Here is a 23,629-nt window from a genome sequence, read left to right on the forward strand (position 1 = left end):
GCAGGGGCGCTCGTGGGTTCGATCTGGGCCCCGGCTTTCGCCGGGGAAACGGATCTAGGCTACTCGTCGATACACAGCCGCACGATTTCCGCGCGCAGCTCCGGCATGCCCAGGCCCTTTTCGGACGAGGTGGCCAGCACGCGGGGGAAGGCGGCGGCGCGCTTGGAGATCGCCTTCAGCGTCTCGGCCACGACCTTGTCGACTTCGTGCGGCTTGATCTTGTCGGCCTTGGTCAGGACGATCTGGTAGCTGACCGCCGCCACGTCCAGGGCGTCCAGCGCCTCCAGGTCGACCTTCTTGAGGCCATGGCGGGCGTCGATCAGGACATAGACGCGCTTCAGGTTCGGCCGGCCACGCAGATAGGCGCGGCCCAGGTCCTGGAACTTGTCGGCGATCGAGCGCGAGACGCGGGCGAAGCCGTAGCCGGGCAGGTCGACCAGGCGCACCTGCTCGGCCAGCAGGAAGAAGTTGATCTCCCGCGTGCGGCCCGGCTCGTTCGAGGCGCGGGCCAGGTACTTCTGCCCCACCAGCCCGTTGATCAGGCTGGACTTGCCGACGTTGGAGCGGCCCGCGAAGGCCACTTCCGGCAGGTCGGGCGCGGGCATGGTGTCCATGCGCACCGCGCCCATCATGAACGAGACGGGCTGGGCGAAGAAAACCCGCGCCGTCTCGATCTGCTCTTCCGTGAACTGGCTCTTGTCCGAGAAGTCCGGGGTGCCAGGAACGGGGATGGTGGGTTCGTCGGTCATCAAGTCGTAGCGTTCGCGGGCTTGCCCTGCAGGCGAGCGATGATCTTGTCGATCGGGTTCTCGACCTGGTAGCGGCGCATGATGATGTACTGCTGGATGATGGTCAGGATGTTCGACCAGCACCAGTAGATCACCAGGCCCACCGCGAACTGCGACAGGGTGAAGGTGAAGATGATCGGGAACAGCTGGAAGATGCGCTGCTGGATGGGGTCGCCGGCCGGCGGGTTCATCGCCGTCGTCAGCCACATCGTGAAGCCGTACAGCAGCGGCCAGACGCCGATGTGCAGGGTGGTGCCCAGGAAGGCGCCGATCAGCGGGGCCGAGGCCGGATCCCACGGGATCGCGCCGAACAGGTTGAAGATCGTCGTCGGATCGCGCGACGACAGGTCGTGGATCCAGCCGAAGAACGGCGCGTGGCGCATTTCGATGGTGACGGTCAGCACCTTGTACAGCGAGTAGAAGACCGGGATCTGCACCAGCATGGGCAGGCAGCCCATCATCGGGTTGATCTTTTCCTTCGCATACAGCTGCATCATTTCCTGCTGCTGCTTGGTCGGGTCGTCCTTGTGCTTGGCCTTGAGCTTCTCGACCTCGGGCTGGATCTTCTTGATCTTGGCCATGCTCTCATAGCTCTTGTCCGCCATCGGATAGAGGACGAGCTTGAGCACGACGGTCAGCAGCATGATGGCCAGACCGAAGTTGCCGACCAGGCGATAGAAGATCTCTAGGATGTTGAAGATCGGACGGGTGAACATGGAGAACATGCCCCAGTCCACGGCCCAGTCGAAGCGCGGGATCTCGGCCTTGCGGTCGTCCCAGAACTTCCACCACTCGGGCGCCTGGCCATTGTACTCGTACTTGCGCAGCAGCGGCACGGTCTTGGCGCCGGCGAACAGGCGGGTCTTCTGGACCAGGGTCGCGCCCGGGTTCAGGGCCTGGGTCGGGCCGACGATGTTGACGTCATAGACATCGGTGCCGCCGACCGCGGTCATGCGGTACTGGGCCTTGATGGCCTGGTCCTGGCTCGGGACCAGGGCCGCCAGCCAGTACTTGTCGGTGATGCCGGCCCAGCCGCCGACCGAGTCGAAGGTCGTGAGCGGCTTGTCCTTCTTCCACTTCCCGTACTTGTTCAGCTCAAGCTTCTGGTCCTTGCCCGAGCCCAGCACGCCGATGGCGCCTTCGTGGACGATCTGGGTCTTGCCCAGGTGGTCGGTGATGCCCTGGCGCTGGACGGTGGCGTAGGGGGCCAGCTGGAAGGCGGCGGTCCCGTTGTTCTTGACGCTGTCGGTGACGGTGAACATCGCGTCGGCGTCGACCGAGATCACGCGGGTGAAGATCAGGCCCGCGCCGTTGTCGAAGGTCAGGGTGACGGGCGTGGTCGGACGCAGCACCTGGCCCGGCGCGGCGGTCCAGACGGTGCGGCTGTCAGGCAGGCCGGGCAGGTTGGCGCCGGCCCAGCCGAAATCGGCGAACCAGGCGTGCTCGGCGCCCTCGGGGCGGAAGAGCTCGACCGGCGGCGAATTCTTGTCGGTGGTCTCGGCGTACTTGCGCAGGAACAGGTCGTCGATGCGGCCGCCCTTCAGGGCGATCGAGCCCGACAGGGCCGGGGTGTCGACGGGAACGCGCGGGCTGGCCGCCTTGGCCACATCACGCGACAGGCGCAGCGGCGCGGGGTTGCCATTGGCGTCCAGGGTCACGCCGGGCTGGCTCGCCACCTGGGCGGCGACCGCCTTCTTGGCGCGCGCCTCGGCCTCGGCCTTACGCTGCTGCGGACCCAGGACGAAGAACTGGTACCCGATCAGGATCGCGAACGCGCTGACGATGAACATCAGCGTGTTTTTGTTGTCGTTCTGCATGGAGCGCTTAACCGGAAACTTTGGGATCGGGTTGTTGGGAAGAGGCGTCTTGAGATGGGGCGCCGGGGCGACGTTGGGGAACCTTGGCTCCTCCGCGATCGTACTCGGCGGCGAGGCTTATCAGCGCGGTTTTGACGTCGTCAAGCAAACGCCCCCATTCACGGGCGGTCGTTCCGCCGCGCGCGATGAACACATAGTCGTGCGAAGGGCGCGCATGAAGGGGCAGGACCAGCCGCGCGGCCTCCCTGAGGCGGCGTTTGGCGCGATTTCGGTCGACGGCCCCGCCGATCTTCTTGGTGGCGGTGAAGCCGACCCGGACGGTGGGGTCTTCGTCGTCGGGGCGCTTGCGCATCTGGATGAAGACCGCGCCGCGCGACAGGGCCGGGGCCTTGGCCGCCAGCAGGAAGTCGGGGCGCTTGCGCAGCCGCTCGAACTTCAGGGCTTCTTGGGCGTCAGGCATGAAAAAAGCCGCCCTTCCGGCGAGAACCTGAAACCAGGTCTGTGGAAAAGGCGGCTTTGATCATCGTCTTGCCTCCCGGGGGAGGAAGAGAAATTAGGCGGTCAGGCGCTTGCGGCCCTTGGCGCGGCGACGCGCGACGATCTTTTGACCGTTCTTGGTGGCCATACGCGCGCGGTAGCCGTGACGGCGAGCACGCACGAGCTTCGACGGCTGGAAGGTGCGCTTCACGACGTGGCTCCGAAATGCATAAACGTTGGACGCGAGGCCTAGGGCTCCGCGAGTGAGGGGCGGTGGATAAAAGAACGGGCGAGGGATGTCAACCTGAGTCGGTTCAGAGGGTTAGGAAGTTTGATCCATCCCCACTCCTCCAATCCGATCATCCCCGCGAAAGCGGGGATCCAAGCCGAGCTTGATCGGCCCTCCGCGTTTCCCAGTTCGACACCGCTTGGATCCCCGCTTTCGCGGGGATGGTCGGTGGAGGGGGCGACTTCACGGAACAATCACCGCCTTGCCCACCACCTTGCGTCCGGCCAGCAGCTCGAAGGCTTCCCGCCAGCGATCCAGCGGTAGCTCGGCGTGGACATGGGGCCTTATGACGCCCGCGTCGGCCATTTTCCAGATCGCCTCGCCGTTCTCGCGGCCCTTGTCCGGAAACTGCCGGCCGTATTCGCCCGCCCGGACGCCCATGACCGAGAAGCCCTTGATCAGCGGCATGTTGACCGAGACCGTCGGGATCCGCCCCGAGGTGAAGCCGATGACCAGCAGCCGTCCGTCGAAGGCGATGCAGCGGACGCTCTCGTCGAACACGTCGCCGCCCACCGGGTCGTAGATCACGTCGGCGCCGTGGCCGCCGGTGATCTCTTTCACCTGCTCGCGGAAGCCTTGGGTGACGTTGACCACGGCGTCAGGGGTGTAGAGCGCCTGGACCTGCGCCAGCTTCTCGTCAGAGGCGGACGCCGCGATGACCCGCGCGCCCAGGGCCTTGGCCAGGTCCACCGCCGCCAGGCCCACCCCGCCGGCCGCGCCGTGGACCAGCACCCACTCACCGGGCTCGAGCCGCGCGCGGCGGACTAGGGCGACATAGGCGGTCAGATAGGCCGCGCCATAGGCGGCCGCCTCGGCGAAGGACAGCCGGGCGGGCTTGGGCTTGAGCGCGTCGGCCGCCAGCACCGCATATTCCGCGAACCCACCCAGCCGCGCCCCGCCAACTACGGCGTCGCCGACTTGCAGGCTGGTGACCCCGTCGCCGAGCACCGCGACCTCGCCGGCGATGTCCAGGCCGGGCGTGAAGGGCAGGGGCGGTTTGAACTGGTACTCCCCGCGCGTCATCAGCAGGTCGGGGAAGTTGACGCTGGCGGCGCGGATGCGGACCAGCACCTCGCCGGCACCCGGAGCGGGCGTCGGGACGTCACGAACGGCGCAACCGGCGAAGTCCGGGGCCAGGTCCTCGACGACGAGGGCGCGCATCGTTGTCATGCTCCCTTCCCCCTTTGATGGGGGAAGGGTTGGGGATGGGGGTGACAGCGTTTCAGGATGTGGCTCGGCCGCGCGAAATCGTCCGGCGGTGTCACCCCCATCCCCGCCCTTCCCCCATCAAAGGGGGAAGGGAGACGGTAAGCGCGCATCGGCCTAGACCTTCGCCTTCTCGAACGTCTCCCGCACCAGCCCCGCGATCTCGCGACACGCGCCATCCGCCGCCGGGATCGCGCCCGTGAACGCCGTGAACCCGTGCGCCAGGCTGTCGTAGCAGCGGTACAGCACCGGAACCCCCGCCGCCTGCAGGCGCTTGGCGTACGCCTCGCCCTGATCCACCAGCGGATCGAAGCCGGCGGTGGCGATCACCGCCGGGGCCAGGCCGGTCAAATCCAAGGTCTTGTCCGGCGATAGGCGCGGATCGGCCGGGTCGGCGTCGGCGCCCATATAGTGGCCCATGAACCAGTCCATGGTCGCGCGGGTCAGGGGATAGGCGTCGGCATAGGTGGTCATGGACGCGGTCTCGCTGGCCACGTCCACGGCCGGATAGATCAGGATCTGGGCCGCCGGTTGCGGCTCGCCCTTGCGGGCCATCTCCTGGGCGATGATGGCGGCGAAGTTGCCGCCCATGCTGTCGCCGCCGATGGCCGGCGGAACCGCCGCCGCGCCGAAGCGCGTCGCGTTGTCCCGCGCCCAGCGATAGGCGGCCAGCACGTCCTCCAGCCCGGCCGGGAACTTGTGATCCGGGGCCAGACGGTAATCGACCGAGATCACCGCCGTGCGCACGATCCGCGCCAGGATCGAGCAGAAGGCGTGGCAGGTCTCGAGATCCCCGATCACCCCGCCGCCCATGTGGGCGTAGACGATCAGGGGCGCGGTCGAGTCCTGGTTCTCCGGCCGATAGGCGCGGGCCGGGATCGACCCGTTTGGGCCCTCGATCGACAGGCTCTCGGTGCGCACGCCCGGCTCCAGCGGACCCTGGACGGCGGCCAGGCCCTTGGCGCTGCCGGCCACGGCCTCGGCGGGCGAGACGCTGCTCATCGGCGGCAGCTTCTTGGCCGCGTGGGCGAAGAACTGGAAGCGGGGGTCCAAGGTGCGGCCGCCCTTATAGACGACCCCGCCGCCCGACATGGCCCGCAGGACCGGGCTGGGCAGCGACAGGATCAGCTTCAGGATGGTCTTCTGGGCGGCGTCGGAGGCCATGTTTTACTCCCCACTCTTTGTTGTTCTTGTTGGTGTTTTTACAGTCTTGGCAGGGCAGGCAGCCCGCCCAGGATCAGCTTGACGGCGAAGTCCGCCGCGCCCTCGGTGTCGACGGGGCGCCGCTCCAGCATCTTGTCGCCGATCTCGCGGGCCACCGCGATACAGGCCGTGGTCAGGTAGTCCAGGTCCACGGGCGGCGCATGGGTGTGTTCCAGCACGCGGGCGAAGGCCTCGCGCACCTCGTCGAACACGGCGGTGACCTCGGGCGTGGGACGAGCGTGCGGGATCTGCTCGCCCGGCGGCCGGTTGATCCGCCAGGCCTCCTGCTCGGTGGCCACGAAGTTGAAATAGGCCAGGATCGCCCCGCGCACGAAGCTTTCGAAGTCGGTCGCCTTCTCGGACTGTTCGCGCAGCAGCGGGCGGAAGCGGCGGGCACCGTCATCGGCGAGGGCGTCGAACACCTCCTCCTTGGACTTGTAGTAGTTGTAGAAGGTGCCCGAGGCCAAACCCGTGCGGCGGATGATGTCGCGCACCGTGGCGGCGTCATAGCCCAGCTCGCCGAACACCTCGCGCGCGGCGTCCAGGATCGCCTGGCGATTGGCGGTCTTGGTGCGTTCCCGCTTGCCCGGTCGCTGGTCGACATGGGGCTTGGGGAAGTAGGCGATATTCGACATGGACCGCGACTCGAAGGCGGAGCGTTCGTGACGCCCCGTCATGATCACAGCCTTACTCTGCGGCAACACGCAAGACCTTCGCTGCCCGCGGTTGAATCGGCAGGGGATTACCTTTGGATTTCGCGCGCTTGATCCCGCGTTTCAGCTCCTTGCGCAGGTCGTAGGCGTACTCCCCGCAATTGATCTGGATCGTGTGCCGGGCCGAGGCGACATAGTGCGACTTCACCGCCTGATGCATCTCGTCGCGTTCGCGGGCCATGGTCGCCGCGTCGGGCATGGCGTAGCGGCCGGTCAGGTAGGCGGCGATCAGTTTCGACTGCTCCTCGGCGATCGGCATCATGGCGCACAACGGCTGGACCAGGGCGACCATGAAGAGGTTGTCGAAGCGCGGGTCGACCATGCGTTTCCACAGGGCGATGTCGTTGTCGGGCGCGTCGATGACCAGGCTGTCGAAGAACGGGAAGGTGATCTTGTAGCCGGTGCACCAGATCACCGCGTCGGCCTCGACGCTGGTGCCGTCCTTGAAGAACACTTGGCGGCCGTCGAACCGCTCGATGTCGGGCTTGATGGTCACGTCGCCCGAGCCGATGCGGTTGTAGAGCTCGTGGCTGATGGCCGGGTGCGAGGCGCCGAAGTCGTGGTCGGGCTTGGGCAGGCCGTGGTCCTCGGGCCGGCCGTGCACGGCGGCGATCTTCTTCTCGATGGCCTTGGCGACCATCTTGCCGGGCAGGATCCGCGCCATCAGCGGCGGGTCCTGGCTCGGGTGGTTGTTGAAGAAGTCCAGCACGTCGGCGCCGAAATAGCGCGGCACCACCCAATAGCCGCGGCGCACCGACAGATAGACGCCGTCGGTGTTCTCGCGCCGACCCAGCTCGCAGGCGAGATCCAGGGCCGAATTGCCGAAGCCGACGATCACCACCTTCTTGCCGCGCAGGTCATGCGGCGTGGCCGGGTCGATATAGTAGTGGCTGTGCATCTCCAGCCCGGTGAAATGCCCGGGCGGCTTGGGCTCGGGCCAGCGGGGATCCCAGTGGTGGCCGTTGGCGACGCACAGGGCGTCGTAGAGCCGCTTCTCGCCGGTCTCCAGGGTGACTTCCCACAGGCCGTCGTCGCGACGCTTGGCCCAGGTCACCGCGCACTGGAAGGTGATCCGGTCGCGGAAGCCGAAGTGGTCGACGTAAGTGTCGAAGTACTTCGCGATGTGGCTGTGGTGCGGATAGTCCGGATAGTCGGCCGGCATCGGAAAGTCCGAATAGGCCATCTTGTCCCGGCTGGTGTTGATGTGCAGCGAGCGATAGGCGCTGCTCATGCCGTTGCGGTTCTGGAACACCCAGTTGCCGCCGACCCGGTCCGAGGCCTCGAAGCAGTCGAACGGTATGCCCGCCCCGTGCAGCTGCTTGCAGGTCGCGATCCCCGAACTGCCCGCGCCGATGACGCAGACGCGGGGCAGGGCGAAGGCGGCGGAGCCGTCGGCCATCGAGCTTCCTCCCGTCGCAGGTGGTCCCGCGACTTGTCGTTGTTCACCGATGATGAACCCGTTGGGAGGGGCGTCAATGTTGACGCTGGGGGAGCCGAAACCTCGTCCTTCGACAAGCTCAGGATGAGGTTTCTACGGAGACGACCAACTAGCCCTCATCCTGAGCCTGTCGAAGGACGAGGGCGGACCCTTAGAGCCCCTTCACCGGCACCTCGATCTCGTAGACCGCCTCGGTGATCGCCTCCAGCTTCTCGCGGTACAGCGCCGAGGCGTCGTGGAGGCCCTGGTTGTAGTAGTAGGGGCCCAGCCGCTCGTTGATGAAGTCCAGCAGGAACTCGGCGTCGAAGCCCTTTACCTCCAGGTCCAGCTCGGTCCGCAGATAGTCCGAGAGGCCCCCGACCAGCTTGGCGCGGGTGTCCTTGTCGAAGGTGATCTTGGGCATTCGCGAATCCGATCAGGAGGCCAGCAGCGGCTCCGTCTTGATCTCAGCCAGGGCCGCGACTGGCAACCGTCCGCCGGCCGCCTTGGCCCGCGCCTCGCCCTTGGCGATCTCCTTCTTGAGATCCGCGCAATAGACATTGAAGTCGACCTGGATCGTGTGCCGGGCCGAGTCATAGAACTGCCCCGTGTGGCGCTCCTCGTCCTTGGCCGTGATGCGGACCATCTCCGCTTCCGACGGCAGCGCGTACTTCCCCGCCAAGTACCCCGCCGCCAGCTTCGCCTGCTGCTCGGCGAAGTTCACCAGGGTCGGCAGCGGCTGGGCCAGGCCCATGAAGAACAGGTTCGGCACGCCCGGCTTCATCATCCGCTTGAACAGCGGCAGGCGGTGGTCAGCGTCCGGCAGCAGGGCCGGGTCGTCGAAGAACGGGAAGCTGATCTTGTACCCCGTCGCGAAGACGATGGCGTCGACCGCCTCGACGGTGTCGTCGGCGAAGCGCACGCGCTTGCCCTCCAGCGCCTTGATCGCCGGCTTGAACTTGATGTCGCCGCAGCCGGCCCGGGTCAGGAACTCGCCCGAGACCGACGGGTGGGCCTCCAGCGGCTCGTGGTCGGGCTTGGGCAGGCCGTAGTCTTCCATCTTGCCGATGGTCTTCTTGATCACCGAGCGGGCCAGCTTCAGGCCCAGCGCCTTGGGCATCCATGCCGGCATGGCGCTCTTATCGGCCGGCTTGCCGTTCAGGTATTTCGGGAACACCCAGACCCCGCGCCGGGCCGAGACCCAGAGATTTTTGGCGATCGGTCGTTGGGCGAGCTCGCTGGCGATGTCCATGGCGGAATTGCCCATGCCGACCACCACGACGTTCTTGCCGCGCATGTCCACGGGATCGAACGGGTCGCTATAGGCGTGGGCGTGGAAGGCGGGGCCGTCGAACTCACCCGGATACTCCGGAATACGCGGGTCCCAGTGGTGACCGTTGCAGACGAACAGCACGTCGTAGAGCCGCGTCTCGCCGGTCGACAGCGTCACCGACCACAGGCCCTCGTCCGTGCGGCGGGCCGTCTCGACGCGGGTGTTGAAGGTGATGGTCTCGCGCAGGCCGAAGTGGTCGACATAGTCCTTGAAGTACTGGAACAGTTGCGCGTGATGCGGGAAGTCCGGCCAGTCCTTCGGCACGGGGAAGTCCTCGAAGGCCAGCCGCCATTTGCTGGTGTCGATATGCAAGCTCTCGTAGCAGGCCGACATGCCGTTGGGGTTCTTGAAGTACCAGTTGCCCCCGACCTCGTCGGACATCTCGAAGCAGTCGTAGGGGACGCCGAAGTCCTTCAGCCGCTTGATCGTGGTGAAGCCGCTGCAGCCCGCGCCGATGACGCACGCCTTGGGGAGCCTGGTCGTCATCGCGCCCTCCTGACTTATCGTTGTTCAGGAGCGTATCAGCGTTATGCGGACCGGCAAGCGGACCTTGGGGAAGCGGAAAAGCGCCCACCCCGCGAGGGGGCGAGCGCTCCGGCCTAGCCTAGCAGCAGGGGCCGCCGTTGCAGCAGGCCGCGCCCAGGGCGCAGCAGGCTTCGACGGCCTTGGTCAGGGCTTCCGGCGCGGCGGCGTAGGCGGCCGTGGCGGAGGCGAGCAGCGTCAGGGCCGCGATCGAGAAGATGCGTTTCATGTTTGAGATTCCGATTTTCAGGTTGGTGTAAGTGGTCCTGGAAATGCGGGTCTCAACGGGGCGGAGGCGACTCCGGCTGGATGTCGCGGCCAATCAGGCGGGGCAGGGCGCCGGGTTCCGGCGGGGCGGCGTCCAAGGCGACCGGCTCGGCCAGCGTCTCTGCGGGCGCGGGAATGGCGGTGCAGGCTGCCGCGCAGGCTTGCGGACACATCGACTTGTCGAGGTCGCGACACGGGGCGTCCGGGCAGCAGTCCATCGGCATGGCCATGGCCGGCGACGGCAGGGGCGCGGCGACCAGCATCACCGCCGCCAGCAGGGACAGCAGTCGGGCCAGGAAACGCGGACGGAACGCCGGGGCGGTCATGGGGTCACGATAGCCGCGCGGCCGGCGGCGGCAAGCTTGGGCGGCTACTTAGGGGGCTCGGCCTTAGCGGAAGCGCGGCGCGGTGTAGGTCGCCTTACACGAGGCGGCGCACTGGGCGTAGAGGCTGCCGCAGCTGCCATCATCGCCGTCGACGCCGCAGAAATACAGCTGCTTGGCGCACGAGGCCCGGCACTGGCCGGCGTCGCCGCCGGGACGCTGCGAGGCCAGCGGGACCAGGGGTTGCAGGACGTAGCTCTGGGTGTCGAGCGGGACCTGCGAGGCCATGACGACCGGCTTGGGCTTGGCCACGACCTTGGCCGCCGGCCCGGCGAGGGCCGGGGTGGCGATCAGGAGCAACAGGGCGAGCAGCGGGCGGCGCATGGTCGGGAGACTAGCGCGAACGTGGTGAAGGGGCGGTTAACCATAATCCCAGCGTGTCATCCCGGCCGTAGCGAAGCGGAGAGCCGGGACCCAGGGGCCACCGCTCGGCCACTCGCCCCTGGGTCCCGGATAGCCTCTACGAGGCTTCCGGGATGACACGGGTGAGCATCTCCCGCCCGGCCCAGACACTATGCGTCCCGCTGCTGAGCTTGTGCGGCAAGGCCACCCGGCAGACGATCTGGAAGCTCTTCGCATCCACGATCGCGCACTCCGACGTTCCCCGGTTCTCGTCGATCAGGAAACTCACCAGATACCCGTCGTCCTCGTCGACCGCGCCCACCTTCGGCGCGAACGGCGCCTCGCTGGCGTAGACGCCTTCGGGCAGCTGGATCTCCCAGCTCTCCCCCGTCTCCAGGTCGTGCTTCACGAAGCCGTTGAACAGGAACCACCCCGGCTTGCTCGTCGTCGAATAAGCATACCGATACGGCTTGCCGGCGTATTTCTGGTTGAACATGCCGAACTCCAGCACCCGGTCGTCCAGGTGCTTCTCGGTCGTCTCGCCGGTCGCCAGGTTGAAGCGCCAGCGGTGCAGTTTCGAACGAAAGCTGTGCTCGTCCAGGTAGGCCATCAGGTGGTTGTGGCCGTCGGGCGCGGTCTCCAGGGGGCGCGGGATCGGGTTCTCCTGGAAGTAGCCGTCCAGCACCACCTCGTCGCCGTCCTCATACGCATTGAGCCAGTGCAGGACGTAGGTCGGCGCAGCCTCGAACCAGCGCGGCTCGCCGCCCTCGCGCGGCACCAAAGCAAAGCGCGACGGCAGGCCCTTGTGCAGGCGCACGGCGTGGATGCCCTTGGCCATCAGGTCCTGGTCCCAGAACACCGGCAGGTCGTTGAGGATCGCGTATTTCGACGAGAAGGTCATGTCGTGCGGCAGGCGCGGGCCGGGCAGGGGCACGCCCTGATAGACGGTGCGCTTGCCGCCTGCGTCCACGACGCCGTAGTGCATGTAGGGCCAGGTCTTGGAGTAGTTGAAGAACATCAGCTGGCCCGTGGCCTCGTCGACCTTGGGGTGGGCCGAGACGCCCTCCAGCGGGGCCCAGGCCGCGACGCCAAGGTTCTCCAGTGTCAGGGGATCCAGGCGATAGGCCTCGCCGCACTGGTAGAAGGTGGCGATGGCCTCGCCGTTGTGGACGACGATGTCGGTGCTGGCGGTGTCCTTCAGGCCCCCGTGGGCGCCGAAACCGGGCAGCTTGGAGGTCCCCGGACCGTCCATCAGCCCGCCCCACAGACCCTCGCCGGCTTCCTGCTCGGCCTCGAAGCACCGTGTACGGATGAAGCGGTTGCGGTAGGTCGCTTCCCCGCCCTTGAACTCGATGGCGTGGACCATGCCGTCGCCGTCGAACGGGTGGTAACGACCGACCGGATCGTGGACCGGGTTCTCGGTATTGCGCAGATAGATGCCGTCCAGGTCGGCCGGAATGGCGCCTTCCAGCACTTCCAGGTCCCAGGCGTTGACCTCCTCGTGCAGCGGCGTCCAGGCGCCGGTCATGTACGGGTGGTTGGTCGGCGACAGCGAGGTCCGCACCTTGGGCAGGCGATCGACTTTCATGGCGGGTCCTCCTTATCGTTGGAGCGACCCTGACCCAGTCAGTCCTGTTGTGCAAGCTTGCCCTTGGGGCCGCCCAGCAGGATCGGCAGGCACAGCAGGCCCAGACCCGCGGCGACCGCCCAGACCAGGCCGGGGAAGACGCCGCGGCTGGCGAAATAGACCTGGGCGATGACCACCGGGCCGATCACCGAGGCCAGGCTGGCCAGGCTGGCCATCACGCCTTGCAGCCGGCCTTGCTGGTCCTCGCCGACCTGGGCCGACAAGAGCGAGGCGATCGCCGCGTGGCCGATGCCGCCCAGGCAGAAGAACGGCAGCAGCGCGAACGCCATCCAGCCCTTGTTGGCCAAAGCGATGGCCCCATAGGCGAAGGCGTCGCAGACGATGGCGATGGCCAGGGTCTTGCGCTCGCCGAACCGCTCGGCGACCGGGCCGGCCACGAAGGCCTGGGCCAGGGCCGTGAAGACCCCGAAGCCGGCCAGCGAGAAGCCGACGGTCCAGGGATCCCAGGCGAACTTGTCCTCGCCGTACAGCACCCAGATCGTGCCGCCGACCTCGCCGACGATGGCCATGATCACGAAGGCGGCCATCAGCGGCAGCAGGGCCGGGAACGCCGTGGCCCAGCGCAGCGAGGCGAACGGGTTGAAGGCCGCGCGGTCGATGACGCCGCCGCGCTTTTCGTGCGACTCCGGCAGCACGAGGACGGCCAGCAGGAAGTTCAGGCCGTTCAGCACGGCCGCCGCCAGGAACGGCGCGCGGGTCCAGACCTCGCCGAGGAACCCGCCCATCACCGGGCCCAGGATGAAGCCCACCCCGAACATGGCGCTGAACAGGCCAAAGCGGCGGGTGCGCTGCGCCTCGGGGGTGATGTCGGCGATATAGGCCTGGGCCACGGCCATGTTGGCCCCGGTGACCCCGGCGATGGCGCGGCCGACGAACAGCCACCACAGCGACGGCGCCAGGGCCATGAACACGTAGTCGATCGCCGCGCCGGCCAGCGAGACCAGCAGCACCGGCCGCCGGCCGACCTTGTCGCTGATCGCCCCCAGCACCGGGGCGCACAGGAACTGCATCAGGGCGTACAGGCCCAGGAACGCCCCGAACCGCCAGCCCAGGTCGCCGGTGTGGCCGACCTCGCGCAGCAGGCGCGGGATGATCGGCATGACCAGGCCGATGCCGACCGCGTCCAGGGCGACGGTGGTCAGGATCAGGCCGAAGGCGGCTTTCGAACGGTAAAACTTTATCATCGATAAATTCCTTTATCGGCGATAAAGTCGAGATCGGCCGTCAGGTCAAGCGATTCATATAGGAAGCTCATGAAGGTCGACCGCCAGCGCATCCTCGACACGGCGCTGGAGCTCTTGAACGAGGTCGGCATCGACGCCCTGTCGACACGGGCCATCGCCCAGCGCCTGGGCGTGCAGCAGCCAGCCCTCTATTGGCACTTCAAGAACAAGCAGGCCCTGCTGGACGCCATCAATGGCGAGATCCTGGCGCGGGCCTCGGACGCGCGTACGCCGCGTCCGGGCGAGACTTGGCAGGACTTCCTGCGCCGTAACGCCAGAAGCTTCCGCGCCGCCCTGCTGTCCTATCGCGACGGCGCGCGGGTCCATGCGGGCACCGAGGCCGCGCCCGACGACCTGGACCATGTCGAGGTCCAGATCCGGTGTCTGACGGCGGCGGGGTTCTCGCCCGGCGAAGCGCTGCAGCTGTTCGTGGCGATCAGCCGCTACGTCGTCGGCTGCGTGCTGGAGGAACAGGCCTCGCCCATCACCGGCTCGGCCGAGCAGGCGCGGCTGGATGAGGCGGCGAGCGCCTATCCGGCCTTGGCGGAGGCGATCGCGTTTTATCGCCGGAGCGACCACGCGGGGCTGTTCGAGCGGGGGTTGGAGTTGATCGTGAAGGGCGCGGAGGCGGAGCTGAGAGGCTAGTGCGTGATCCTCGTCCTTCGACAAGCTCAGGATGAGGATCAAGGTTGGCGCAGCATGAGGATCTAGGTGAGGGCGGTTCAGTAAGAAACCTCATCCTGAGCTTGTCGAAGGACGAGGTTTCGGTCCCGCCGAGCTATTTACTGACCCGCCACACCACGTTCCCCACGTCGTCGGCGACCAGCAGCGCTCCGGCGCCGTCCACGGTCACGCCCACCGGCCGGCCTTGCGCCTTGCCCTCAGCATCCAGGAACCCGGTCAGGAAATCCTCGACCCCACCGGCCGGCTTGCCGCCGGCGAACGGCACGAAGATCACCTTGTAGCCCGCCTGCGGCTTCCTGTTCCAAGACCCGTGCTGGCCGATGAACACCCCGTCCTTGTAGTGGGCCGGGAAGCTGGCCCCCGTATAGAAGGTCAGGCCCAGGGAGGCGGTGTGGGCGCCCAGGGCGTAGTCGGGGACCATGGCGCGCTCGACCATGTCGGGGCGGCGGTCGGCGTCCTTGACCCGCTTGTCGACGTGGCGGCCGAACCAGCTGTAGGGCCAGCCGTAGAAGCCGCCCTCATGCACCGAGGTCATGTAGTCGGGCACCAGGTCGTTGCCCAGCTCGTCACGCTCGTTGACCGTGGTCCACAGCTGCCCGCCCACCGGGTTCCAGCCCATGCCGTTGGGATTGCGCAGGCCGCTGGCGAACAGGCGCTTGCTGCCGGTGGCCAGGTCGACTTCCAGGATGGCGGCGCGGTCGACCTCGTTGGCCATGCCGTTCTCGCCGACATTGCTGTTGGAGCCGACCGTGGCGAACAGCTTCGAGCCGTCCGGACTGGCGATGATGTTCTTGGTCCAGTGGTGGTTGATCGGTCCGCCCGGCAGGTCGGCGACCTTGCGCGGCGCGGCGGTGATGCTGGTGGCGCCCGCCACATAGGGGAAGGCGACGATGGCGTCGGCGTTGGCGACGTACAAAGTGTCGCCGACCAGGGCCATGCCGAACGGGGAATAGAGCCCGGTCAGGAACGGCGTCTTCACCTCGGCCACGCCATCGTGGTCGGCGTCGCGCAGCAGGGTGATGCGGTTGGCGCTGGGCACGCCGGCCCCGGCCTTCTTCATCAGCTTGGCCTCGAAGAAGCCCTTGATCCCCTTGTTCGGCTCCTTCTTGGGCGGAGCGTTGCTTTCGGCGACCAGCACGTCGCCGTTGGGCAGGACGAGCAGCCAGCGCGGATGGTCCAGGCCCGTCGCGAACGGCTGCACGCGGAAGCCGGCCGGGGCGCGGGGCGTAACGCCCGCGGGCCAGCCGACCACCTCAGAGACCTTCACGGTCGGGATCAGGGTGCGGGTCGGCTCGGGCAGGGCGGGGTTGGGGCCGTAGCCCACCGTGCTGTTCTGCTGACTGTTACTCTTGCCGCAGGCGGCGACCGCCGCGACGGCGCCGCCGATAATCAAGATTTCGCGAACTCGGCGATGCATCGGCGGTTCTCCCTTCACCCTGCGTTCAACGCGGATGGACTTTAGTGTGTTCTGGAGATTGATACGGTTCGACCATGGTTAAGTTCCAGTCCCGCGTTTTTGATCGTCGCAGCCTGCTTGGCAGCCTTGTGGCTGTGGCCTTGCCGGGCGGCGCCTTCGCGGCCTCGCGCAAGAAGGCCGCGCCCAAGCCGCCGCCACCCCCTCCGCCGCCGCCCCTGGTGACGGTGCTGGGCGACTCGATCACGGCGGGGCTGGGGCTGAAGAGCGACATGGCCATGCCCGCGCGGCTGCAGGCGGCGCTGGACCGGATGAGCATCAAGTCGCGGGTGCAGGGTTTCGGCGTGCTGGGCGACACCAGCGCCAACGGCCTGGCCCGCGTCGACCGCGTGCCGGCCGAGACGACCGTCTGCGTGATCGCCCTGGGCGGCAACGACCTGCTGCTAGGCCTGGACCCGTCGATGACCAAGGCCAACCTGCGGGCCATCATCCAGCACCTGAAGAACCGCAATGTCCGCGTGGTGCTGGCGGGCGTGACCGCGCCGGCCCTGCTGGGCGTGGCCTATGCCCGGCGCTTCACCGCGCTCTATCCGGACCTGGCGCGCGAGCAGGGGGTGTTCTACGCGCCGGACTTCTTCACCGGGGTGATCGGGGTGTCGCGCTACATGCAGCGGGACGGGATCCATCCCAATGCCGAGGGCGCGCGGATCATCGCCGACCGGCTGGCGCCGGTGGTGGCTCAGGCGCTGAAGGCCTGAGCCACCGTCCGGGTTATTCGACGATCGGCTTCTTCGCCGCCACGTGGTGCTGGCCGCCGAAGATGCGGTGCATCAGCTTGCCCGTCCGCACCGTCAGGCCGTCCATCAGGATGAACACCACCGGGATGTAGAGCAGCGACAGCAGGGTCGAGGTGATCAGGCCGCCGATGACCGCGATGGCCATGGGGGCGCGGAACTCGACCTCGGCGCCCAGGCCGATGGCGGTGGGCAGCATGCCCGCGCCCATGGCCACGGTGGTCATCAGGATCGGCCGCGCCCGCTTGTGGGCGGCGTCCATGATGGCCGTGCGCTTGTCCATGCCCTGTTCCTTCATGGCCATGATCGCGTACTCGACCAGCAGGATCGAGTTCTTGGCCGCGATGCCCATCAGCATCAGGATCCCGATCAGGGTCGAGATCGAGAAGCTGGACTTGGCCAGCACCAGCAGGCCGAAGGCGCCGCCGATGGCCAGCGGCAGGGCCACCATGATGGTGATCGGGTGGGCGAAGCTGCGGAACAGCAGCACCAGCACGACGTACATCAGGAGGATGCCGGTGATCAGCGCGCCCAGGAAGCCGGTGACCATCTCCTGGATGAACTCGGCGTCGCCGGCGGCCACTTCCTTGACGCCCGTGGGCAGTTTCTTGACCGAGGGCAGGGCGTGGACGCGCTTGGCCGCCTCGCCGACGACGATGCCATCGAGCTCGGCGGTGATGGTGGCCACGCGCGAGCGGTCGCGGCGGTCGATCTGAGAGGGACCGGCGCCGAAACGCACGTCGGCGACGGCGTTCAGCGGCACGGGGCCGTTGGCCGACGGCACCTGCAGGGTCTGCAGCACGGCGATGTCGCCGCGGGCGTCGTCGTTCAGGCGCAGGCGGATCGGCACCTGGCGATCACCCAGATTATATTTGGGCAGGTTCTGGTCGACGTCGCCGATGGTGGCCACGCGCACGGCTTGCGAGATGGCGCCGGCCGAGACGCCGGCGCGGGCGGCCTGGTCGGCCTTGGGCGTGACGACGATCTCGGGACGGGCGATCGAGGCGGTGTTGACCACGTGGGCCAGGCCCGGGACCAAGCGCATCTCGGCCTCGACCTTGCGGGCGGCCGCTTCCAGGGCCGGGCCGTTGTCGCTGACCAGGCTCAGGGTGTAGCCGCTGCCGTCCGAAGGACCGCCGCCGTTATTGCCGCCCACGCCGATCCGCGCGCCGGGGATGGCGGCGAACTGGTCGACCATCTGGCGGCTGAACACCTTCTGGCTGATCCGCTGGCTCTTGTCGGTCAGATCGGCGGTCACCGAGCCCTTGTTGACCGCATTGTTGCTGCCGACCGAGCTGTAGACGCTGACGACCTCGGTGCGGGCGCGCAGTTCACGGGTCACGCGCTGCACCACCGCGTCGGTCTCGTCCAGGGTGGCGCCCGGCGGCAGCTCGACCGAGAACTGAGCCCGGCCGCGGTCGGCCTGGGGCTGGAACTCGAACGGCAGGCGGGTGGCCAGGAAGATCGAGATGATGAACATCGGGATGCCCATCAACAGGACCTTCCAGCGATTGTTCAGGCCCCAGCTCAGGCTCTTCAGATAGGGACCCATCCACGGCGGGTCCTTGTCCTCGTGCTTGACGTCGGCCTTGAGCATGTAGGCGCCCATCAGCGGCGTCAGCAGGCGGGCGACCACCAGCGAGAATAGCACCGAGACGCAGGCCGCCAGCGCGAAGGCCTTGAAGAACTGGCCGACGATGCCGGGCATGAAGCCGACCGGCGCGAACACCGCCACGATGGTGAAGGTGGTGGCCACGACGGCCAGGCCGATCTCGTCGGCCGCCTCCATCGCCGCCGCATAGGGGCTTTTGCCCCCGCGCATGTGGCGGACCATGTTCTCGATCTCGACGATGGCGTCGTCCACGAGGATGCCGACGGTCAGCGACAAGGCCAGCAGGGTGATGCCGTTCAGCGACTGGCCCATCGGCGCCAGCACCGCGAAGGTCGGGATCAGCGACATCGGGATAGCCACGGCCGACAGGAAGGTGGCGCGCCAGTCGCGCAGGAACAGCAGCACCACCAGCACGGCCAGGATGGCGCCGATGATCAGCGCCTCCATCGAGGCGATGTAGCTCTCCTCGATATATTTCACGTTCGAGGTGATCTCTTCGATCTGGACCTCGGGGTGTTCCTTGTCGAGCTTCTCGACGGCCTTGCGGACCTTCTCGGCGGTCTGCACTTCCGAGGCGCCGCGCGAGCGGATCATCGAGAAGGTCACGACCTCCTGGCCGTCGTAGCGCGCGCGCGAGCGGGGCTCGGCCCAGTGGTCGGTGACATTGCCCAGGTCGGCCAAGCGCACGGTCTCGCCGCCCGCGACGGGGACGCGGGTCTCGCGCAGCTGCTCGACCGAGCCGGCCGCGCCCAGGGTGCGGATGGCGCGCTCGGCGCCCGAGATGGTCACCCGGCCGCCGGGCAGGTCGGCGTTGGACGAGACCAGGGCCTGGCTGACGGCGGCGGCGGTGACGCCGCGCGCGGCCAGACGGTCGGGGTCGAGAGCGACCTCGATCTCGCGGCTGACGCCGCCCCGGCGGTTGACCTCGCCGATGCCGCGGAGGGCCAGCAGGGTGCGGGACACGTCGTTGTCGACGAACCAGCTGCGCTGCTCGGGCGTCAGGGTCGGGGCCTTGACCACATAGGTGATCAGATCATCGCCCGAGATGTCGACGCGGGTGACGGTCGGCTCCTGCATGTCCTGGGGCAGAGAGCCCCGCAGGTTGGACATGGCGTTGCGCACGTCGTTGGTGACGCGCTCGTGGTCGACGCCCAGTTCGAACTCGATGACCGTGGTCGAGGCGCCGTCGACGACGGTGGAATTGGTGTGGCGCACTTGGCCCAGGCCCGCGATCGAGTCCTCGATCAGGCGGGTGACCTGGGTCTCCAGCTCACTGGGCGCGGCGCCGGGGCGCACGGCCGTGACGACGACGATCGGCAGGTCGACGTCGGGGTTGTTGTTGATCCGCATGCTGTTGAAGCTGGCCACGCCGTAGACGCACAGCAGGACGAACAGCAGGATGACGGGGATCGGGTTCTTGATCGCCCAGGATGAGATGTTGCGCATCGGCCGGTCCTCAGCGCGCCGACTTGGCGGCGCTGATGCGCACCAGGTCGCCTTCGCCCAGGAAGCCGGCGCCGTCGACCACCACGCTGTCGCCGGCGGTCAGGCCGGTGGCGGCGACGCGGTCACCGGTGTTGGTCAGGACGGTGATGCGGCGGAAGTGGACCTTCTTGGCGGCGTCGACCACGAACACGCCGGGGCGGTTCTCGCGGTACAGCACCGAGGCGCTGGGCACGACCAGGGCGGGCTGGTCGCCGGCGTCGATCGTGGCGCGGGCGAACATCCCCGGACGGAAGCCGCCCATGGAATTGAGGGCGACGCGGGCCGTGCCGATGCGGGTCTGGGCGTTGACCTCCGAGGTGACGATACGCACGCGGCCGGTCATCTCGCCCAGCTTCTCGGAATAGATCTTGGCCGGCATGCCGGCCTTCACGGCCGCCAGGTCGGTCTCGGGGATGTCGGCGTCCAGCTCCAGGCGGCCGTCGCGGACGATGCGGAAAAGCTCCGAACCGGCGCTGACGATCTGGCCCTTGGTGACGCTGCGGCGGCTGATCAGCCCTCCGACCGGAGCGCGGACCGAGGTCTGGGCGACGCGGGCGGCGGTCTCGCCTCGGCCGGCTTCGGCGGCGGCCAGGTTGGCGGCGGCCGTGCCCTGGCGAGCAGTGGCCGTGTCGAGGCCGGCTTGGCTCAGATAGCCCTTGGCGTTCAGCTCGCGGGCGCGGTTCAAGGCGGCGCTGGCCTCGGCCAGAGTGGCCTTGGCGCTGGCGACGCTGGCGTCCTGTTGGCGCAGCTGAGCGGCCAGCACGGCGCTGTTCAGCTGGACCAGCACCTGGCCCGCCTGGACGACCTGGCCTTCCTCGGCATTGACCGAGACGGCCGTCAGGCCGCCGGTCTCGGCGCCGACCGGCACCTCTTCCCAGGGCGAGATCGTGCCGGTGGCGTTGATCTGGCGGGCGATCGGCTGGCTGGTCACCGTGACGACGCTGACGGTGGCCGAGGCGGAGGGCGACGCCTTCTCCTTCTTGGCCTTCTTGTCGCCGCAGCCTGACAGAGCGATCGCGCTCACGCCCAGGACCAAGACCAGCGCGCTCAAAGTCGGGCGGCGCCCATTGATCCGGTAAAGCACGATTATCCCCAGCGACAGTTAGAGCCCGACGGCCTTCTAGCCGACAAACCCCGGGTCGCTGAGTTAATTTGCCGTAAGACGATAAAATCAATGACCCCCTTCCCCTTGATGGGGGAGGGGCAGGGGTGGGGGTGACTAGGGCGGTTGTTGCCGCGCACGGCGGCCGGCTCAGCAGGTCACCCCCATCCCCGACCCTTCCCCCATCAAGGGGGAAGGGAGATCAGAGCCGCTCCACGATCGTCACGTTCGCCAGCCCGCCCCCCTCGCACATCGTCTGCAGCCCGTACCGCGCCCCGCGGTCCTGCATCGCATGCACCAGGGTCGTCATCAGCTTGGCCCCCGACCCGCCCAGCGGGTGCCCCAACGCGATCGCGCCACCGTTGACGTTCAGCTTGTCGGGATCGCCGCCGGTGACCTTCAGCCACGCCGTCGGCACCGAGGCGAAGGCTTCGTTGACTTCATAGAGGTCGATGTCGCCGATCTTCAGGCCGGCCCGGTCCAGGGCTTTCAGGGTCGCGGGGATCGGGGCCTCCAGCATGATCACCGGGTCGTGGCCGATCACGGTCATGCTGTGGATCCGAGCCAAGGGCTTCACGCCCAAAGCCTTCAGCCCCCGCTCGTTGACGATCATCACGCCGGCCGCGCCGTCGCAGATCTGGCTGGAGGTGGCGGCGGTGATGCGGCCGTCCTCGGCCAGCAGTTTCACCGAGCCGATCGACTCCAGGGTGGCGTCCCAGCGGATGCCTTCGTCGGCGTCGTGGCGGACGGTGGTCCCGTCCTCCAGCGTCACGTCGATGGGCACGATCTCGGCGGCGAACTTGCCGCCCTTGGTGGCGGCCATGGCGCGCTGGTGGCTCTTCAGGGCGTAGGCGTCGAGTTCGGCCCGCGACAGGTCGTACTTCTTGGCCAGCATCTCGGCGCCGGTGAACTGGCTGAACTGGATGCCGGGATAACGGTCCTCGATGCGCGGGCTCTTGTAGGTGCCGAAACCGTTCTTGTAGGGCAGCTGCGAGGACAGCCCCATCGGCACGCGGCTCATGCTCTCGACGCCGGCGGCGATGACGATGTCCATGGCCCCCGACATCACGGTGGCGGCGGCGAAGTGGATGGCCTGCTGCGACGAGCCGCACTGGCGGTCGACCGAGGTGCCCGGCACGCTCTCGGGCAGGCTGGAGGCGAGGATGGCGTTGCGGGCGATGTTCAGGCCCTGCTCGCCGACCTGGCCCACGCAGCCCATGATCACGTCCTCGATCAGGGCCGGATCGGCGCCGGTGCGCGCCACCAGGGCGTCCAGCACCGCGCCCCCCAGATCGGCCGGATGCCAGCCCGAGACCTTGCCGCCCTTGCGCCCGCCGGCCGTCCGCGCGGCCGCCACGATATAGGCTTCACCCATGGTTTCCTCCTGTCGTTAGGAGGAGTGAAACAGGCGTTCGAGGGGCTGTCAGCCGTGACGCGGCGTCAGGTCGTGCGCCGCTCGCGCGGGGGTCGGCCCAGGGCGCCCAGCAACAGGGCGATCATGACCAGGTAGCTGAAGACCGAGCTGGCGATGAAGTACGACCAGGCCCAGATCTTGGCGTCGGCGATGACGGCCACGTGCAGCACGACGTTCATGGCCTGGAACCCGCAGGCCCACAGCGGCCACCAGCGGTTGGACTTGAGGGCGACATAGAGCAGGGCGGCGAACAGGCCCGCGTCCACGATCATCACGCCCTCCTGCACGCCGAAGCGCTGCAGGCCGTTCTGCACCAGGGGCGTGGCGAACCAGGCGATGATCATCGCGAGAGCGCCGGAGCGCTCGGGCCAGTCGCCGCGCCACAGCGCCATGGTCGCCGTGACGACCAGCGCGATCAGGCTCGCCCATTGATAGAGGAAGTGCAGGAACATCGCGGGCAGCTTGCCGGGGGCGAGGCTCGAAAGCAACGGCCCTCCGGCGAGGCCGGAGGGCCGAGAACCGATCTTTCGATCGACGATCTTTAGGCGGCGTTGCGGTTGTCGGCCGCCAGGGTGAACACGCCCGTCGGCACGCCGGGCTTGTCTTCCGGACCTTGCTTGTAGCCGCCGTCGCCGAACGACACCGCCGCCAGGCCCATGTCGCGCTGGGCGGTGGTCAGGTGGCGGTGGGTGGTGACGATGCCTTCGCGGGCCGCGCCCAGCGCGCCCATGGTCTGGATCGTGGTCATCAGGGCTTCCTGGCCGATCATGGCCGAGAGGTTGGCCTGCTGGCGCTGCTCGGGGATCAGGCCGGCCAGGGCGGCGGTGCTGGCGATGGCGGCGTCGATCGCGCGCTCGGCGGCGAACAGGGCTTCGGCGACGGTTTCGGCGGCCAGGCGACGTTGCTTGAGCATAGCTTCTCTCCTCGCGCCGGAAGGGTCCGTCGGCGCGTCATGGATTGTTCGATTGTCGGGAGGCTTGAGCCCGAGGGCGGGCTTTAGTGCGCGAGGCCTTCGAGGGCGTGGAGCCCCGCCAGGATCGAGCCGAACGCAAAGGCGGTCACGATCATCACGGCGACGATGAAGGCCAGTCGGAGCGGGACGCTCAGCTCATTGGGCCGTCCTCCTCCAAGTCCTGAGACGAGGAGTCGGAGTCCGTCAGGAACGTCTCGTCCATCACCGCGCTGGCGATACACAGGATCTCGCGCATCACCAGCTCGTTCGGCTTGAACGAAGCCTGCTTGCGCGTAGCCGCCACCAGGTCCGGCACCATGGACGCCGCGGTCGGGGTGGCCGCCAGGTTCATGAGCTGGCGCTCGAGCTCGCTCCACGTGAGCGGGGGCAAGAGCTCGGCCGAATTCAGCCTCGGCCACGTGTCCTGGAAGCTCGAGACTTCCCGACGCAGGTGAGCGGCTCGGCCGATCGCGTCCTTCTGATGGGGGGTCAACTCGTTCACTGGGAACTCCTTCCTCAATGCGGTCAGCTGACCGTGAGGAGG

General features: G+C 67.8%; 25 protein-coding genes and 1 pseudogene. 3 read left to right on the top strand and 23 right to left on the bottom strand.

Annotated features, from left to right (window positions below):
• Nucleotides 1–59: 59 nt before the first annotated feature.
• The 13 genes from yihA to AC07NF_RS10505 all read right to left on the bottom strand — a co-directional run bounded on the left by yihA (nucleotide 60) and on the right by AC07NF_RS10505 (nucleotide 10,739).
• Nucleotides 60–749 (bottom strand): ribosome biogenesis GTP-binding protein YihA/YsxC, encoded by a 690-nt coding sequence (yihA, locus tag AC07NF_RS10445; protein WP_494631863.1) that lies wholly within the window; start codon nucleotides 747–749, stop codon nucleotides 60–62.
• Nucleotides 749–2,605, bottom strand: coding sequence for a membrane protein insertase YidC (yidC, locus tag AC07NF_RS10450; protein WP_494631861.1), 1,857 nt, complete (start codon nucleotides 2,603–2,605; stop codon nucleotides 749–751). The genes yihA and yidC overlap by 1 nt, the downstream gene beginning before the upstream one ends.
• 7 nt (nucleotides 2,606–2,612) lie before the next feature.
• Entirely contained in the window at nucleotides 2,613–3,065 is a 453-nt protein-coding gene (gene rnpA / locus AC07NF_RS10455; protein WP_494631860.1) for a ribonuclease P protein component, read from the bottom strand.
• 93 nt (nucleotides 3,066–3,158) lie between these two features.
• Nucleotides 3,159–3,293, bottom strand: a complete 135-nt coding sequence (rpmH, locus tag AC07NF_RS10460) for a 50S ribosomal protein L34 (RefSeq protein WP_012284717.1) — start codon at nucleotides 3,291–3,293, stop codon at nucleotides 3,159–3,161.
• Nucleotides 3,294–3,554: 261 nt separating this feature from the next.
• Nucleotides 3,555–4,532 carry an NADPH:quinone oxidoreductase family protein gene (locus AC07NF_RS10465; RefSeq protein WP_494631858.1) on the bottom strand — a complete coding sequence of 326 codons (978 nt, stop codon included), beginning with the start codon at nucleotides 4,530–4,532 and terminating at the stop codon, nucleotides 3,555–3,557.
• Nucleotides 4,533–4,694: 162 nt separating this feature from the next.
• The gene (locus AC07NF_RS10470; RefSeq protein WP_494631857.1) at nucleotides 4,695–5,741 is read right to left on the bottom strand and encodes an alpha/beta hydrolase; all 1,047 of its coding nucleotides are present in this window, start codon (nucleotides 5,739–5,741) and stop codon (nucleotides 4,695–4,697) included.
• Nucleotides 5,742–5,779: 38 nt separating this feature from the next.
• Entirely contained in the window at nucleotides 5,780–6,415 is a 636-nt protein-coding gene (locus tag AC07NF_RS10475; protein ID WP_492814420.1) for a TetR/AcrR family transcriptional regulator, read from the bottom strand.
• Between the two features lie 52 nt (nucleotides 6,416–6,467).
• Complete coding sequence (locus AC07NF_RS10480; RefSeq protein WP_494631856.1) at nucleotides 6,468–7,892, bottom strand: flavin-containing monooxygenase; 1,425 nt, start codon at nucleotides 7,890–7,892, stop codon at nucleotides 6,468–6,470.
• 190 nt (nucleotides 7,893–8,082) lie between these two features.
• Nucleotides 8,083–8,334 (bottom strand): DUF2164 domain-containing protein, encoded by a 252-nt coding sequence (locus AC07NF_RS10485; protein ID WP_454714150.1) that lies wholly within the window; start codon nucleotides 8,332–8,334, stop codon nucleotides 8,083–8,085.
• 12 nt (nucleotides 8,335–8,346) lie between these two features.
• A complete protein-coding gene (locus AC07NF_RS10490; RefSeq protein WP_494631855.1) occupies nucleotides 8,347–9,729 on the bottom strand; it encodes a flavin-containing monooxygenase in 1,383 nt (460 codons plus the stop codon).
• A gap of 118 nt (nucleotides 9,730–9,847) precedes the next feature.
• Nucleotides 9,848–9,994, bottom strand: a complete 147-nt coding sequence (locus AC07NF_RS10495) for a hypothetical protein (RefSeq protein ID WP_494631854.1) — start codon at nucleotides 9,992–9,994, stop codon at nucleotides 9,848–9,850.
• A gap of 52 nt (nucleotides 9,995–10,046) precedes the next feature.
• Nucleotides 10,047–10,358 (bottom strand): hypothetical protein, encoded by a 312-nt coding sequence (locus AC07NF_RS10500; RefSeq protein WP_494631853.1) that lies wholly within the window; start codon nucleotides 10,356–10,358, stop codon nucleotides 10,047–10,049.
• Nucleotides 10,359–10,421: 63 nt separating this feature from the next.
• Nucleotides 10,422–10,739, bottom strand: coding sequence for a hypothetical protein (locus tag AC07NF_RS10505; protein ID WP_494631852.1), 318 nt, complete (start codon nucleotides 10,737–10,739; stop codon nucleotides 10,422–10,424).
• Between the two features lie 21 nt (nucleotides 10,740–10,760).
• Between AC07NF_RS10505 and AC07NF_RS10510 the strand changes: the two genes are divergently transcribed.
• Nucleotides 10,761–10,895 carry a hypothetical protein gene (locus AC07NF_RS10510; protein WP_494631851.1) on the top strand — a complete coding sequence of 45 codons (135 nt, stop codon included), beginning with the start codon at nucleotides 10,761–10,763 and terminating at the stop codon, nucleotides 10,893–10,895.
• On the opposite strand, the gene AC07NF_RS10515 is transcribed toward AC07NF_RS10510, so the two are convergent.
• Nucleotides 10,876–12,345, bottom strand: a complete 1,470-nt coding sequence (locus tag AC07NF_RS10515; RefSeq protein WP_494631850.1) for a carotenoid oxygenase family protein — start codon at nucleotides 12,343–12,345, stop codon at nucleotides 10,876–10,878. The two genes, AC07NF_RS10510 and AC07NF_RS10515, sit on opposite strands and share 20 nt — an antisense overlap.
• 38 nt (nucleotides 12,346–12,383) lie before the next feature.
• Nucleotides 12,384–13,589: a Tet(A)/Tet(B)/Tet(C) family tetracycline efflux MFS transporter gene (gene tet, locus AC07NF_RS10520; RefSeq protein ID WP_494631849.1), complete on the bottom strand. Its 1,206-nt coding sequence runs from the start codon at nucleotides 13,587–13,589 to the stop codon at nucleotides 12,384–12,386.
• A gap of 69 nt (nucleotides 13,590–13,658) precedes the next feature.
• On the opposite strand from tet, the gene tetR reads away from it, so the two are divergent.
• Nucleotides 13,659–14,273, top strand: a complete 615-nt coding sequence (gene tetR / locus AC07NF_RS10525; RefSeq protein WP_494631848.1) for a tetracycline resistance transcriptional repressor TetR — start codon at nucleotides 13,659–13,661, stop codon at nucleotides 14,271–14,273.
• A gap of 7 nt (nucleotides 14,274–14,280) precedes the next feature.
• Here tetR and AC07NF_RS10530 read toward each other — a convergent pair.
• Nucleotides 14,281–14,410, bottom strand: a pseudogene (locus AC07NF_RS10530) (hypothetical protein); the annotation flags it as partial.
• Nucleotides 14,407–15,729: a PQQ-dependent sugar dehydrogenase gene (locus tag AC07NF_RS10535; RefSeq protein ID WP_494631847.1), complete on the bottom strand. Its 1,323-nt coding sequence runs from the start codon at nucleotides 15,727–15,729 to the stop codon at nucleotides 14,407–14,409. The gene AC07NF_RS10535 and the pseudogene AC07NF_RS10530, both read right to left, overlap by 4 nt.
• A gap of 74 nt (nucleotides 15,730–15,803) precedes the next feature.
• On the opposite strand from AC07NF_RS10535, the gene AC07NF_RS10540 reads away from it, so the two are divergent.
• The gene (locus AC07NF_RS10540) at nucleotides 15,804–16,484 is read left to right on the top strand and encodes an arylesterase (protein WP_494631846.1); all 681 of its coding nucleotides are present in this window, start codon (nucleotides 15,804–15,806) and stop codon (nucleotides 16,482–16,484) included.
• A gap of 13 nt (nucleotides 16,485–16,497) precedes the next feature.
• On the opposite strand, the gene AC07NF_RS10545 is transcribed toward AC07NF_RS10540, so the two are convergent.
• From AC07NF_RS10545 to AC07NF_RS10570, 6 genes are all read right to left on the bottom strand, one after another.
• The gene (locus AC07NF_RS10545; RefSeq protein ID WP_494631845.1) at nucleotides 16,498–19,578 is read right to left on the bottom strand and encodes an efflux RND transporter permease subunit; all 3,081 of its coding nucleotides are present in this window, start codon (nucleotides 19,576–19,578) and stop codon (nucleotides 16,498–16,500) included.
• Nucleotides 19,579–19,588: 10 nt separating this feature from the next.
• Nucleotides 19,589–20,641 (bottom strand): efflux RND transporter periplasmic adaptor subunit, encoded by a 1,053-nt coding sequence (locus AC07NF_RS10550; protein ID WP_494631844.1) that lies wholly within the window; start codon nucleotides 20,639–20,641, stop codon nucleotides 19,589–19,591.
• A gap of 280 nt (nucleotides 20,642–20,921) precedes the next feature.
• Nucleotides 20,922–22,094: an acetyl-CoA C-acetyltransferase gene (locus AC07NF_RS10555; RefSeq protein ID WP_494631843.1), complete on the bottom strand. Its 1,173-nt coding sequence runs from the start codon at nucleotides 22,092–22,094 to the stop codon at nucleotides 20,922–20,924.
• Between the two features lie 65 nt (nucleotides 22,095–22,159).
• A complete protein-coding gene (locus AC07NF_RS10560; protein WP_492814449.1) occupies nucleotides 22,160–22,621 on the bottom strand; it encodes a hypothetical protein in 462 nt (153 codons plus the stop codon).
• Nucleotides 22,622–22,674: 53 nt separating this feature from the next.
• Nucleotides 22,675–23,046 carry a hypothetical protein gene (locus tag AC07NF_RS10565; RefSeq protein WP_492814451.1) on the bottom strand — a complete coding sequence of 124 codons (372 nt, stop codon included), beginning with the start codon at nucleotides 23,044–23,046 and terminating at the stop codon, nucleotides 22,675–22,677.
• A 190-nt stretch (nucleotides 23,047–23,236) separates the two neighbouring features.
• Nucleotides 23,237–23,587 (bottom strand): hypothetical protein, encoded by a 351-nt coding sequence (locus AC07NF_RS10570; protein ID WP_492814453.1) that lies wholly within the window; start codon nucleotides 23,585–23,587, stop codon nucleotides 23,237–23,239.
• Between the last annotated feature and the right edge of the window lie 42 nt (nucleotides 23,588–23,629).

The organism is Caulobacter sp. GW821-FHT10A06, from assembly GCF_059415805.1.